This is a genomic window from Streptomyces sp. NPDC047042, from assembly GCF_040644035.1.
In the GTDB taxonomy this organism is placed as follows: Bacteria; Actinomycetota; Actinomycetes; order Streptomycetales; family Streptomycetaceae; genus Streptomyces.
Window position 1 is genome coordinate 73866 of sequence record NZ_JBEYVP010000011.1, and the last position, 12923, is coordinate 86788.

Below are 12923 nucleotides of genomic sequence, written 5' to 3' on the forward strand. Positions count from 1 at the left end.
GACCGCATACTAAGCGGTCGCTTGCACATCAGGGAACCGTCGAGGAGCGGTCGTCGGCAGTCGCGTACGTCACGACCGCTCGCCCTTCGCACGAGCGGGCCGCGCCCGTACATGCATCCGCTCCCCCTGCGGCCCGAACAGGCTGAGGAACTCCACGGGCCCGTCCCCCATCGACCCGAACCAGTGCGGCACGCGCGTGTCGAACTCGGCGGCCTCTCCGGACCCGAGCACCACGTCGTGCTCCCCGAGCACGAGCCGCAGCCGCCCCGCGAGCACGTACACCCACTCGTACCCCTCGTGCGTACGCGGGTCGGGCTCCTGGCTGCCGGCCGGGAGGATCACCTTGTACGCCTGGAGCCCGCCCGGCTGCCGGGTCAGCGGAAGATACGTCCGCCCATGCCGTTCGATCGGCTTGGCCCGCACCCGGGGATCGTCGACCGGCGGAGCCCCGACCAGCTCGTCGAGCGCGACCCGGTGCGCACGCGCGATGGGCAGCAGCAACTCGAGACTGGGCCGGCGCAACCCCGACTCCAGCCGGGACAGGGTGCTGACGGAGATACCGGTGGCGGCCGAAAGCCCGGCGAGGGTCGCCCCCCGCTCCTTCCGGATCCGTCGCAGACGGGGGCCCACCTCGGCGAGGACCTGGTCGGCGGCGGGCTCGTCGTTCGTGGCATTCATGCCGCCATTGCAGTTTCGGCAAAGGGGTTTGTCAATACGGCAGGACCGGAGCGACGCTCGCGGTGGAGGTGGTCACCATGACCGGGCAATACGAGACGGACACGTACGCGGACGACATGTACGCGGACGACCTGTACGAGGTCGTCGTCATCGGAGGCGGCGCGGCCGGGCTGTCGGCCGCGCTGGTCCTCGGCCGGGCCCGTTGCCGCACACTGGTCGTCGACGCGGGCGAGCCGCGCAACGCGCCGGCGGCACATATGCAGGGCTATCTGTCCCGCGACGGCATGTCGCCGGCCGAGTTCCTGGCGGTGGGGCGTGAGGAGGTCGCCCGGTACGGGGTGGAGCTGGTCGTCGACAGGGTGGTTGACGTCGTCAGGGGCGAGGGCTTCACGCTGACCCTGGCGAGCGGGAACCGGAGGGTACGGGCCCGACGGCTGGTCGTCGCGACAGGGTTGCGCGACGAACTCCCCGAAGTACCGGGCGTCGCCGAGCACTTCGGACGGGACGTGCTGCACTGTCCGTTCTGCCACGGCTGGGAGGTGCGGGACCGGGCATTCGGCGTGCTGGCCTCGGCCCCGGCGAGCGTGCACCAGGCGATGCTGGTCGCCCGGTGGTCGAAGGATGTGACGCTGTTCCTGCACACGGTCGCGGAGGAGGAACTCACCGACGAGGCCCTGCGCGGGCTGGCGAGGGCAGGGGTGAAGGTCGTCCCCGGCGAGGTCGAGTGCCTGACGTCGGACGCCGGCCGTGTCACCGGCGTACGCCTCAGGAACGGCACGACGCATGCCCGGGAGACGGTGTTCGTCGCGCCCCGGCCCGTCCCGCGCAACGCCCTGTTCGAATCCCTGGGCGCGGAACTGACGGAGACCCCGTTCGGCACGTACCCGAAGGTGGACGCGACGGGCCTGACGACCGTGCCGGGCGTCTGGGCGGCCGGGAACGCGATCGGCTTCGGCGAACAGGTGATCAACGCGGCGAGCGGCGGCTACCGCGCGGCCACGGCGATCGTGGCGGACCTGGTGTTCTCGGAGGTGTCGCCCGGTACGTAGCGCCTGCGGCGGTGCGGGGGTGCTGGGGTACTGCTGGTCGTGCCGTTTCGACCAGCAGCGAATGCATGGCGGCGGACGCACCCCCGCACGGGGTCTGTCGTGGCAGCCCCGGGTGTGCATCCGCCACCCCCGTTGCACCATGGCTGCATGCTTCTGACCAGGCTCGCCCACGTGTCCCAGGAAGTCGCCGCCACCTCGGCCCGGTCACGCAAGATCGCGCTGCTCGCCGAACTGTTCCGGGACGCGGGCCCGGACGACGTGCCGATCGTCATCCCCTATCTCGCCGGGCGTCTGCCGCAGGGCCGGCTCGGCATCGGCTGGAAGGTGCTGGACCAGCAGGTCCCCGGCGCCGCCGAACCCTCACTCACCGTCCTCGACGTGGACGCCCGGCTGACCGCGATCGGCGCGGTCACCGGCGGCGGCTCGCAGGCCGAACGCAGGCGCCTGGTGGGTGAGTTGCTGGCGGCCGCCACCGCGGACGAGCAGCGGTTCCTGTTCGCGCTGATCACCGGCGAGGTACGGCAGGGGGCCCTGGACGCGGTCGCCGTGGAGGGCCTGGCGGCGGCCACCGAGGCCCCGGCCGCGGACGTACGGCGGGCGGTGATGCTGGCCGGCGCCATCCAGCCCGTCGCGCAGGCACTGCTCGCCGACGGACCGACCGCGCTCGCCCGTTTCCGGCTCACCGTGGGCCGGCCCGTCCTGCCGATGCTCGCGCACAGCGCCTCCTCGGTACGGGAGGCTGTCGAGAAGCTCGGCGCGTGTGCCGTCGAGGAGAAACTGGACGGCATCCGGGTCCAGGTCCACCGGGACGGCGACGACGTGCGTCTCTACACCCGCACGCTCGACGACATCACCGACAGACTGCCCGAACTGACCACCGCCGCACGGACGTTGAGAGGCGAGCGGTTCATCCTGGACGGCGAGGTGATCGCCCTCGACGCGACCGGGCGCCCGCGTTCCTTCCAGGAGACCGCCGGGCGCGTCGGCTCGCGCGTGGACGTGGCGACGGCGGCCCGGGAGACACCCGTGTCGCCCGTCTTCTTCGACGCCCTGTCGGTCGACGGCCACGACCTCCTCGACCTGCCGTTCGCCGAGCGGCACACGGCTCTGGCCCGCCTGGTCCCCGAGCCGATGCGGGTACGGCGTCTGCTGGCCGGCGGTCCCGCCGATCTGTCCGCCGCCGAGCGGTTCCTCGCCGACACCCTCGAGCGCGGCCACGAGGGCGTCGTCGTCAAGGCCCTCGACGCCGCCTACAGCGCGGGCCGGCGCGGTGCGGCCTGGCTGAAGGTCAAGCCCGTACACACACTCGACCTGGTGGTGCTGGCGGCCGAATGGGGGCATGGACGCCGTACCGGCAAGCTGTCGAACCTCCATCTCGCGGCGCGCAACCCCGACGGGTCCTTCGCCATGCTCGGCAAGACCTTCAAGGGCATGACCGACGCGATGCTGACCTGGCAGACCGAACGGCTCCGGGAGCTGGCCGTGTCCGACGACGGCTGGGTGGTGACCGTACGGCCCGAACTGGTCGTCGAGATCGCCTACGACGGACTCCAGCGGTCCACCCGCTACCCGGCCGGGGTCACCCTCCGCTTCGCCCGCGTCCTCCGCTATCGCGAGGACAAGACGCCGGAGGAGGCGGACACGGTCGAGACCCTGCTCGCCGCACACCCGGAGGCGACCCGGTGACGGAGAGGCCGCCCGGGCGGGTGCGCCGCAGCGCCGGCCTGCTGCTGTTCCGCCGGGCCGCGCCCGGTCAGGAGATCGACGGTCTGGAGGTGCTCCTCGGCCACATGGGCGGGCCCTTCTTCGCCCGCCGCGATGCCGGGGCCTGGACGATTCCCAAGGGCGAGTACGGGGACGGGGAGACGGCCTGGGACGCGGCGCGCCGCGAGTTCCGGGAGGAACTGGGGCTGGCGCCGCCCGAGGGCGAGGCCGTACCGCTGGGCGAGGTCCGGCAGGCCGGCGGGAAGCTCGTCACGGCGTGGGCGGTCGAGGCGGACCTCGACCCGGCCACCGTGGTGCCGGGCACCTTCCGGATGGAGTGGCCCCGGGGGTCGGGACAGGAACGGGAGTTTCCCGAACTGGACGAGGTGCGGTGGTTCGGGCTCGAAGCGGCGCGAACGGTGATCGTGAAGGCGCAGGGCGGGTTTCTGGACCGGCTGACGGAGCACTCGGGGCCCTGAGACCGTGCCGGTGGCCGGCCGCGTACACGTTGCGGGGGCCGTCGGCGCGCGGGAAGGTCGAAGGACAGCCCTCGAGCAGGAGGCACGGCATGCCCATCGCGACGGTGAACCCGGCGAACGGCGAGACGCTCAAGACGTACGAGGCGATGAACGGCGAGGAGATCGAACGCAGGCTCGCGACCGCCGAGGCGGCCTTCCGTACGTACCGTACGACCGGCTTCGGCGAGCGTGCCCGGCTGTTGGGCCGGGCCGCCGGCCTGCTCGACGAGGACCGGGACGACATCGCCCGCACCATGACGACCGAGATGGGCAAGCCGGTCAAGCAGGCCCGCGCGGAGGCCGCGAAGTGCGCGAAGGCGATGCGCTGGTACGCCGACCACGCCGAGGAACTCCTCGCCGACGAGAAGCCCGCCGAGGCCGACGTCAAGGACTCGGGCGGCTCCCGTGCCGTGGTCCGTTACCGGCCGCTGGGGCCGGTGCTCGCGGTGATGCCGTGGAACTTCCCGCTCTGGCAGGTGATCCGCTTCGCCGCGCCGGCCCTGATGGCGGGCAACGTGGGCCTGCTCAAGCACGCCTCGAACGTCCCGCAGACCGCCCTCTACCTGGAGGACCTGTTCCGGCGGGCGGGTTACCCCGAGGGCTGCTTCCAGACGCTGCTGATCGGGTCGGGCGCGGTCGAGGAGATCCTGCGCGACCCCCGGGTACGCGCGGCCACGCTCACCGGCAGCGAGCCCGCCGGGCGCGCGGTGGCGTCAGTCGCCGGGGACGAGATCAAGCGGACGGTGCTCGAGCTGGGCGGCAGCGACCCGTACATCGTCCTGCCGTCCGCCGACGTCGAACGGGCCGCGCAGGTCGCGGTCACCGCGCGTGTGCAGAACAACGGGCAGTCGTGCATCGCCGCCAAGCGGTTCATCGTGCACACGGACGTCTTCGACGCGTTCACCGAACACTTCTCGACGGCCATGGCGGCGCTGAAGGTCGGCGATCCGCTGGCCGAGGACACGGAGGTCGGACCGCTCGCCAGTGAGCAGGGGCGCGCGGACCTGGAGGCGCTGGTCGACGAGGCGGTGGAGAGCGGCGCGACGGTCGTGTGCGGTGGCGAACGTCCCGAGGGTTTCATGGACAGGGGCTGGTACTACGCGCCGACCGTCCTCGCCGACGTGACACCCGAGATGCGCATCCACCAGGAGGAGACGTTCGGCCCGGTCGCGACGCTCTACCGTGTGGCCGACCTGGAGGAGGCGTTGGCGATCGCCAACGACACGCCCTTCGGCCTCAGTTCGAACGTGTGGACCCGTGACGAGGCCGAGGTGGACCGCCTCGCACGGGATCTGGAGGCGGGCGGCGTGTTCGTCAACGGGATGACCGCGTCCCACCCGGCGTTCCCGTTCGGCGGGGTCAAGCGGTCCGGATACGGGCGTGAGCTGTCGGGACACGGAATCCGAGAGTTCTGCAACATCACCACGGTATGGCACGGAGCGTGAGCGTTCCGCGGCTACGATCGCCCTTGTGAACCGCGAAGTGACTCTGCCTCTGATCGTCGACGACCGCGGCACGTTGCAGGTTGCCGCCTCCGACGTCAGCAAACTGCTGCGCACGGTCGGCGGCCGCTGGCTGCATCTGGTGGAGGCCGGCCAGGACCTCGACGAGGACACGGTGGCCGCCCTCACCATCGAACTGGCCAAACTGGCCGACCGAATCGACGTGGCCTGCATCGCCCACAGCAGCGGCAGTACATCGTGAGAGGGGGCAGCTGACCGACCTGCTTTCAGGGGCGCGGGGAACTGCGCGACCAGCCCCCACCGCCCCGCAGCCGACGAACTACCGAATCGGCATCCCCGACAGGGTCCGCGCGATCACCAACCGCTGAATCTCACTCGTACCCTCGAAGATCGTATAAATCGCCGCATCCCGATGCATCCGCTCCACCGGGTACTCCCGGGTATACCCGTTCCCCCCGAGTATCTGAATCGCCTGCCCCGTCACCTTCTTCGCCGTCTCGCTCGCGAACAGCTTCGACATCGACCCCTCCGCCGCCGTGAACGGCTTCCCGTTGATCGCCATCCACGACGCCCGCCACGTCAGCAGCCGCGCCGCGTCGATGGACGTACGCATGTCGGCGAGCTGGAAGGCGACCCCCTGGTTGTCGATGATCGGGCGGCCGAACTGCTCACGGGTGCGCGCGTAGTCGAGGGCGACCTCGTACGCCGCCCGGGCGGTGCCGACGGCCATCGCGGCGACGGCCGGCCGGCTCGCCTCGAACGTGGCCATCGCCGCGTTCTTCACCCGCTCGCCGCCGGACTTGGCCCGCTCGTGGGCCCGGGCGAGGCGCTCGTCGAGCTTCTGCTTGCCGCCGAGCAGGCAGGAGCCGGGAACGCGCACGTTCTCGAGGACGACCTCGGCGGTGTGCGAGGCGCGGATGCCGTGCTTCTTGAACTTCTGGCCCTGGGACAGGCCGGGCGTGTTCGGCGGGACGATGAACGAGGCATGACCCTTCGAGCCCAGCTCCGCGTCGACCACGGCGACGACCACGTGGACGTTGGCGATGCCACCGTTGGTCGCCCAGGTCTTCGTACCGTTGAGGACCCATTCGTCCTTGGCCTCGTCGTACACGGCACGCGTGCGCATGGAGGCGACGTCGGAGCCGGCGTCGGGCTCGGAGGAGCAGAAGGCGGCGACCTTGACATCGTTGGCGTCGCCGTACATCTGGGGGATCCAGGTGCCGACCTGCTCCTCGGTGCCGTTGGCGAGGACGCCCACGGCGGCGAGGCCGGTGCCGACGATGGACAGGGCGATGCCGGCGTCACCCCAGAAGAGTTCCTCCATGGCCATCGGGATGCCGAGTCCGGTGGGGTCGAAGTACTGCTGGGCGTAGAAGTCCAGCGAGTAGATGCCGACCTTCGCGGCCTCCTGGATGACCGGCCAGGGGGTCTCCTCGCGCTCGTCCCACTCGGCGGCGGCGGGCCGGATCACATCGGCGGCGAACCCGTGGAGCCAGTCGCGGACCTCTTTCTGTTCGTCGTTGAGCTCCATGGTGAATTCGGCCATGACCCCTCCATCGCTGCACTAGCATGTTACCTACGGTAACTGGAGTCTGTTACTCGTCGGTAGGAAAAGTCAACTCCCGGACACCGATCGGTAGCCCGTTCGATGAGCATGAGCCGATCAGTGCTAGTTTGCGCAAGCGTCACCGAAATCAGCACGGGTGGGGAGAAACCATGGACACCACGCAGCAGAACGATCAGCAGCGGTCCGCCGACCGCCGCCGGCGCGAGCTGCTGGAGGCCGCGGACCGGGTCGTGCTGCGCGACGGCCCCGGCGCCTCGATGAACGCCATCGCCGCCGAGGCCGGCATCACCAAACCGATCCTCTACCGCCACTTCGGTGACAAGGGCGGACTCTACGCCGCCCTGGCCAAGCGGCACACGGACGCCCTGCTCGACTCCCTGCGGGCCGCGCTGGACGCTCCGGCGGAGCGGCGGGAGCGGGTCGAGGCCACCCTGGACACCTACCTCGCGGCGATCGAGGCGCGGCCCCAGGTGTACCGGTTCCTGATGCACCCCGCAGACGCGGTGTCGCCCGGCGATCCCGGGTTCGATGTGCGGAAGCACTCGTTGCCGTTGCTGCGGCTGATGGGCGAGGAGTTGGCCCAGGTGATCGAGGATCGGCTGGATCTTGGTCCCGGGAGTCAGCAGTTGGCTCGGGTGTGGGGGCACGGGATAGTCGGGATGATGCATGCGGCCGGGGACTGGTGGTTGGGGGAACAGCCCTGTTCCCGGGCCGAGTTGGTGCGGAGTTTGGCTGACTTGTTGTGGGGGCGGTTGGCTGCGGCCGGGGATCGCGTGGGTGGGCCCGGGTTCTGAGGGGTTGTGTGTCGGCTGCCGGCCGGTGGGGGCTGGTCGCGCAGTTCCCCGCGCCCCTTAAAGTCCCCGGTGCCAAGCGGCTCGGGTTGTTTGTCGCATGAGTCTCTTGTGGCGCCAGCCCGTTACTCGGTCCGCGTATGTTGTGCCCTCCAAGTGGTCCATCTCGTGTTGGAGGCAGCGGGCGAAGAAGCCCGTGCCTTCGATCCGCACCGGGGCGCCCGTCACCGTGAAGCCCTCGACCGCCGCCTCGTCGTGGCGTTCCGTGCCCGCCTCCAGGCCCGGGAGGGACAGGCAGCCCTCGGGGCCCCGCAGGACCAGGCCCTCGGCCCGAACCAGGCGGGGGTTGACCACGTGGCCGATGTGGCGGACGTCCTCGTCGTCGGGGCAGTCGTAGACGAAGACCCTCAGGGGGCGGCCGATCTGGTTCGCGGCCAGGCCCACGCCCCGGGCGGCGTACATCGTTGCGAACATGTCCTCTACGAGCCGCGCCAGTTCGGCGTCGAAGTGTGAGACTTCCGCGCAGGGGGTGTGCAGAACCGGGTCGCCGAGCAGTGTCAGGGGGCGGACGCGCCCTCGGGTGCCCGGGATGGAGCCTTGTCGCATGGCCGCAAGGGTACGGTCACCCATGTCGCGCGGGTGCCGTGGTGGTGCCGCGATGCGGATCCGGTAAACGGATCTCGATAGGCTGAGGTCCACACCACGTGGCCGGAGGCAGAGGCGCGGCGCGTACGCAAGGAGGATCGAGATCTGATGGCAGGCAACTCGGACCCGCTCACTCCGCGGGCCAAGCTGGCGGTGACGGCCGGCAAGGCCGTCGCGGCGGCATCGCGTGCGGCAGGGCGCGGCAGCGGGTCGGTGATCGGCGGCAAGGTAGCCCTCAAACTCGACCCCGATCTCCTCGCCCGGCTCGCGCAGAACCTCGACGTGATCCTCGTCTCGGCGACCAACGGCAAGACCACGACCACACGGCTCATCGCGGAGGCCCTGCGGGCCGCCGGGCCGGTCGTGTCGAACGCGCTCGGCGCCAACATGCCCGCGGGCATCACCTCGGCGCTCGCGGGCGGTTCGGACGCCAAGTTCGGGGTCATCGAGGTCGACGAGAAGTACCTCGCCGGTGTCGCCAGGGACACCGACCCCAAGTGCATCGCGCTCCTCAACCTCTCCCGCGACCAGCTCGACCGCGCCGCCGAGACCCGCATGCTCGCCGAGAACTGGCGTGAGGGGCTCGCCGGTTCGAAGGCCGTGGTCGTCGCCAACGCCGACGACCCGCTGATCGTGTGGGCCGCTTCCTCCTCCCCCAACGTGATCTGGGTCGCCGCCGGCCAGATGTGGAAGGACGACGCCTGGTCCTGCCCGTCCTGCGGTGGCGTGATGCAGCGCCCCGGTGACGACTGGTTCTGCGGTCAGTGCGGCTTCCGCCGCCCGACGCCGAGTTGGGCCCTGTCCGGCGACCATGTGCTCGACCCCCACGGGTCCGCCTGGCCGATCCACCTCCAGCTGCCCGGACGCGCCAACAAGTCCAACGCCGCCGCCTCCGCCGCTGTCGCCGCCGTGTTCGGCGTACCGCCGCAGGTCGGCCTGGAGCGCATGTACCAGGTGCAGGCCGTGGCCGGACGGTACGACGTCGTGCAGTTCATGCAGCGCGATTTGCGACTGCTGCTCGCCAAGAACCCGGCCGGCTGGCTGGAGACGTTCTCCCTGATCGACCCGCCGCCGACCCCGGTCATCCTCTCGGTCAACGCGCGGGGCGCCGACGGCACCGACACCTCGTGGCTGTGGGACGTCGACTACACGCAGCTCACCGGGCACCCGATCTTCGTCATCGGCGACCGCAAGCTGGACCTCGCGGTGCGCCTCGAGGTGGCCAACCAGCACTTCCAGGTGTGCGAGAACGCCGACCAGGCCGTGCAGATGGCGCCGCCCGGCCGGATCGAGGTCATCGCGAACTACACCGCATTCCAGGATCTGCGCCGCCGCGTCGGCAACTGACCGCTGCCGCCAACGACCACTGAGGACGATCACTTCATGAGCGACAACCAGCTGCGTCTGGTGTGGATCTACCCGGACCTGCTCAGCACGTACGGCGACCAGGGCAACGCGCTCGTCGTGGAACGCCGGGCCCGGCAGCGCGGCCTCGACGTGGCACGGCTCGACGTGCGCAGCGACCAGCCGATCCCCACCTCCGGCGACATCTATCTGATCGGCGGCGGCGAGGACCGGCCGCAGCGGCTCGCGGCCGAGCGGCTGCGCCGCGACGGCGGTCTGCACCGGGCCGTCGGCAACGGCGCCATCGTGTTCTCCGTGTGCGCCGGGTACCAGATCCTCGGCCACGAGTTCATCAACGACCTCGGTCAGCGCGAGCCCGGCCTCGGGCTCCTCGACGTGGTCTCCGTGCGCGGCGAGGGCGAGCGCTGCGTGGGCGACGTACTCGGGGACATCGACGCGCGCCTCGGTCTGCCTCCGCTGACCGGCTTCGAGAACCACCAGGGTGTCACCCACCTCGGCCCCACCGCCCGCCCGTTCGCGAAGGTGCGGCTCGGCAACGGCAACGGCACGGGGGACGGCACGGAGGGCGCGTACAACGACACCGTCTTCGGTACGTACATGCACGGGCCCGTGCTCGCCCGCAACCCGCTGATCGCGGACCTGCTGCTGAAGCTGGCCCTCGACGTCAACGCGCTGCCGCCGACCGACGACCGCTGGTACGAGGCGCTGCGCAACGAGCGGATCACCTCGGCGCAGCAGCAGCCCGCCTGACCTGCGCGCACCCCCGCTCCCGCCGCGACCTGTACACCTGCCGTGCGCGTCAGCGACACCGGCCCGTCTGACGGGGCATCCGCACAGGTGAGCGCGGGTGTCCAGCACGCGGACGGGTGCTACGGCCCAGGTCCCCGCCGCCGGTATGGTGGCGGGGATCGAGCCGGACAGCGCTGTCCGGCCTTGGCCCACGTGGAGAAGGTTTACGGGCGATGCGCATTGGTGTCCTGACGTCCGGCGGCGACTGCCCCGGCCTGAACGCCGTCATCCGGTCCGTCGTGCACCGCGCCGTAGTGGACCACGGTGACGAGGTCATCGGCTTCCGGGACGGCTGGAAGGGCCTCCTGGAGTGCGACTACCTGAAGCTCGACCTCGACGCGGTGAGCGGCATTCTCGCTCGCGGCGGCACCATCCTCGGCTCCTCCCGGGTCCGCCCCGAGCATCTGCGGGACGGCGTTGAGCGCGCCAAGGGCCATGTCGCCGAGCTCGGGCTCGACGCGATCATCCCGATCGGCGGCGAGGGCACGCTCAAGGCGGCCCGGCTGCTGTCCGACAACGGCCTGCCGATAGTGGGCGTACCGAAGACCATCGACAACGACATCGCGGTCACGGACGTCACCTTCGGCTTCGACACGGCCGTCGGGGTCTCCACCGAGGCCCTGGACCGGCTGAAGACCACCGCCGAGTCCCATCAGCGCGTCCTGATCGTCGAGGTCATGGGCCGCCACACCGGCTGGATCGCGCTGCACTCCGGCATGGCCGCGGGCGCCCACGCCATCGTCGTCCCCGAACGCCCCTTCGACATCGACGAGTTGGCGGCGCGGGTCGGCGAACGCTTCGCCGCGGGCAAGCGGTTCGCGATCGTCGTCGCCGCGGAGGGCGCGAAGCCGCGCGAGGGCTCGATGGAGTTCGACGAGGGCGGCAAGGACGTGTACGGCCATGAGCGCTTCGCCGGGATCGCCCGGCAGCTCTCCCTGGAGCTGGAGGAGCGGCTCGGGAAGGAGGCGCGGCCGGTGATTCTGGGGCATGTGCAGCGGGGTGGGACGCCCACGGCGTACGACCGGGTGCTGGCTACCCGGTTCGGGTGGCATGCGGTGGAGGCTGTGCATCGGGGGGAGTTCGGGCGGATGACGGCGCTTCGCGGGACGGACATCGTGATGGTGTCCTTGGCCGAGGCCGTCGAGACGCTCAAGACTGTTCCTGAGGCTCGGTATGCAGAGGCTGAGTGTGTGCTTTAGCCATTGACGGTTGTTCGTCGGGTGCGGGTGCTTCGTGGCTTGTCGCGCAGTTCCCCGCGCCCCTGTAGGTCGCCCCCGATTCCAAGCGTGAACGGGGGCGGTTCTACTCTTGGGGGATGGAGCACAGCGGGCACGGTATGACCATGGATCTTCCGCCCTTCACCTTGGGGCGGGGGCTCGGGTGGTCCGCCGATCCGTTCTTTCTGGTCGCCTGTCTTGTCGGGCTCGCCCTGTATGCGTGGGGGGTCGTACGGCTGACCCGGCGCGGGGACTCGTGGCCGGTCGGGCGGACCGTCTCCTTCGTGCTCGGCGTGCTGACCGTCATGCTCGTCATGTGCACCAGGCTCAACGACTACGGCATGGTCATGTTCAGCGTGCACATGGTGCAGCACATGGTGATCAGCATGGTCTCCCCGATCCTCATCCTGCTCGGCGCACCCATCACTCTCGCGCTGCGGGCGCTGCCGGTCGCGGGCCGGGGCCGGAAGGGGCCGCGTGAGCTGCTGCTCGCGCTGCTGCACAGCCGGTACATGCGCGTCATCACGCATGCGGCGTTCACCATCCCGCTGTTCATCGCCAGTCTCTACGCGCTGTACTTCACGCCGATCTTCGACTTCCTGATGGAGTCGAAGGCCGGGCACATCACGATGATGTGTCACTTCCTCGCCGTCGGACTGATCTTCTTCTGGCCGATCATGGGCGTCGACCCGGGCCCGAACCGGCCCGGCTATCTGATGCGGATGCTGGAACTGTTCGCGGGCATGCCGTTCCACGCGTTCTTCGGGATCGCGCTGATGATGGCGTCGACGCCGATGGTCGACTCGTACAAGAACCCGCCCGCCTCGCTCGGCATCGACGCGCTCTCCGACCAGAACGCGGCCGGCGGGATCGCCTGGGCGTTCAGCGAGATCCCGACCGTGCTCGTCCTGCTGACGCTGCTCTTCCAGTGGTACGGCTCCGAGCAGCGGCAGGCCAAGCGGCGGGACCGGGCCGCCGACCGCGACGGCGACAAGGAACTCGAGGCGTACAACGCCTATTTGGCCTCACTGAACGCACGTGGGCGCTGAATCAACTTTTATTCCCGTCACCTGAAACACTTTTTCATTCAGTAGCATGGACGTGATGTATCCGCCGGGGGGAGCGGTATGACACTTC

Annotated in this window: 13 protein-coding genes; 10 read left to right on the forward strand and 3 right to left on the reverse strand. The window is 70.3% G+C overall.

What is annotated here, in order from left to right:
* Positions 1–69: 69 nt before the first annotated feature.
* Complete coding sequence (locus tag ABZ855_RS14710) at positions 70–678, reverse strand: XRE family transcriptional regulator (protein ID WP_360806460.1); 609 nt, start codon at positions 676–678, stop codon at positions 70–72.
* Positions 679–755: 77 nt separating this feature from the next.
* On the opposite strand from ABZ855_RS14710, the gene ABZ855_RS14715 reads away from it, so the two are divergent.
* From ABZ855_RS14715 to ABZ855_RS14735, 5 genes are all read left to right on the forward strand, one after another.
* Complete coding sequence (locus ABZ855_RS14715; RefSeq protein WP_360806463.1) at positions 756–1727, forward strand: NAD(P)/FAD-dependent oxidoreductase; 972 nt, start codon at positions 756–758, stop codon at positions 1725–1727.
* 147 nt (positions 1728–1874) lie between these two features.
* Positions 1875–3413: an ATP-dependent DNA ligase gene (locus tag ABZ855_RS14720; protein WP_360806466.1), complete on the forward strand. Its 1539-nt coding sequence runs from the start codon at positions 1875–1877 to the stop codon at positions 3411–3413.
* Positions 3414–3433: 20 nt separating this feature from the next.
* A complete protein-coding gene (locus ABZ855_RS14725) occupies positions 3434–3910 on the forward strand; it encodes an NUDIX domain-containing protein (RefSeq protein WP_360806926.1) in 477 nt (158 codons plus the stop codon).
* An 89-nt stretch (positions 3911–3999) separates the two neighbouring features.
* Complete coding sequence (locus tag ABZ855_RS14730; protein WP_360806469.1) at positions 4000–5394, forward strand: NADP-dependent succinic semialdehyde dehydrogenase; 1395 nt, start codon at positions 4000–4002, stop codon at positions 5392–5394.
* A gap of 25 nt (positions 5395–5419) precedes the next feature.
* Positions 5420–5653, forward strand: coding sequence for a DUF6213 family protein (locus ABZ855_RS14735; protein WP_360806472.1), 234 nt, complete (start codon positions 5420–5422; stop codon positions 5651–5653).
* 78 nt (positions 5654–5731) lie between these two features.
* Here the strand turns inward: ABZ855_RS14735 and ABZ855_RS14740 are convergent, their stop codons facing one another.
* On the reverse strand, positions 5732–6958 hold the full coding sequence (locus tag ABZ855_RS14740) for an acyl-CoA dehydrogenase family protein (RefSeq protein WP_360806475.1): 1227 nt from the start codon (positions 6956–6958) through the stop codon (positions 5732–5734).
* A 170-nt stretch (positions 6959–7128) separates the two neighbouring features.
* Here ABZ855_RS14740 and ABZ855_RS14745 point away from each other — a divergent pair, with 170 nt between their 5' ends.
* Positions 7129–7773: a TetR family transcriptional regulator gene (locus ABZ855_RS14745; protein ID WP_319203787.1), complete on the forward strand. Its 645-nt coding sequence runs from the start codon at positions 7129–7131 to the stop codon at positions 7771–7773.
* Between the two features lie 57 nt (positions 7774–7830).
* Here the strand turns inward: ABZ855_RS14745 and def are convergent, their stop codons facing one another.
* Complete coding sequence (def, locus tag ABZ855_RS14750; RefSeq protein ID WP_360806479.1) at positions 7831–8376, reverse strand: peptide deformylase; 546 nt, start codon at positions 8374–8376, stop codon at positions 7831–7833.
* A gap of 147 nt (positions 8377–8523) precedes the next feature.
* Here def and ABZ855_RS14755 point away from each other — a divergent pair, with 147 nt between their 5' ends.
* From ABZ855_RS14755 to ABZ855_RS14770, 4 genes are all read left to right on the forward strand, one after another.
* Positions 8524–9762 carry a MurT ligase domain-containing protein gene (locus ABZ855_RS14755; protein ID WP_360806482.1) on the forward strand — a complete coding sequence of 413 codons (1239 nt, stop codon included), beginning with the start codon at positions 8524–8526 and terminating at the stop codon, positions 9760–9762.
* A 36-nt stretch (positions 9763–9798) separates the two neighbouring features.
* Entirely contained in the window at positions 9799–10530 is a 732-nt protein-coding gene (locus ABZ855_RS14760) for a glutamine amidotransferase (protein WP_319203794.1), read from the forward strand.
* A gap of 212 nt (positions 10531–10742) precedes the next feature.
* Entirely contained in the window at positions 10743–11768 is a 1026-nt protein-coding gene (locus ABZ855_RS14765; protein ID WP_360806486.1) for a 6-phosphofructokinase, read from the forward strand.
* Between the two features lie 116 nt (positions 11769–11884).
* Positions 11885–12835, forward strand: a complete 951-nt coding sequence (locus ABZ855_RS14770) for a cytochrome c oxidase assembly protein (protein ID WP_360806489.1) — start codon at positions 11885–11887, stop codon at positions 12833–12835.
* Positions 12836–12923: the final 88 nt, after the last annotated feature.

Excerpts from the sequence above, each read along its gene's own strand:
- ABZ855_RS14710 (WP_360806460.1), bottom strand. The coding sequence starts at position 678 with ATGAATGCCACGAACGACGAGCCCGCCGCCGACCAGGTCCTCGCCGAG.
- ABZ855_RS14715 (WP_360806463.1), top strand. The coding sequence starts at position 756 with ATGACCGGGCAATACGAGACGGACACGTACGCGGACGACATGTACGCG.
- ABZ855_RS14720 (WP_360806466.1), top strand. The coding sequence starts at position 1,875 with ATGCTTCTGACCAGGCTCGCCCACGTGTCCCAGGAAGTCGCCGCCACC.
- ABZ855_RS14730 (WP_360806469.1), top strand. The coding sequence starts at position 4,000 with ATGCCCATCGCGACGGTGAACCCGGCGAACGGCGAGACGCTCAAGACG.
- ABZ855_RS14740 (WP_360806475.1), bottom strand. The coding sequence starts at position 6,958 with ATGGCCGAATTCACCATGGAGCTCAACGACGAACAGAAAGAGGTCCGC.
- ABZ855_RS14745 (WP_319203787.1), top strand. The coding sequence starts at position 7,129 with ATGGACACCACGCAGCAGAACGATCAGCAGCGGTCCGCCGACCGCCGC.
- def (WP_360806479.1), bottom strand. The coding sequence starts at position 8,376 with ATGCGACAAGGCTCCATCCCGGGCACCCGAGGGCGCGTCCGCCCCCTG.
- ABZ855_RS14755 (WP_360806482.1), top strand. The coding sequence starts at position 8,524 with ATGGCAGGCAACTCGGACCCGCTCACTCCGCGGGCCAAGCTGGCGGTG.
- ABZ855_RS14760 (WP_319203794.1), top strand. The coding sequence starts at position 9,799 with ATGAGCGACAACCAGCTGCGTCTGGTGTGGATCTACCCGGACCTGCTC.
- ABZ855_RS14765 (WP_360806486.1), top strand. The coding sequence starts at position 10,743 with ATGCGCATTGGTGTCCTGACGTCCGGCGGCGACTGCCCCGGCCTGAAC.
- ABZ855_RS14770 (WP_360806489.1), top strand. The coding sequence starts at position 11,885 with ATGGAGCACAGCGGGCACGGTATGACCATGGATCTTCCGCCCTTCACC.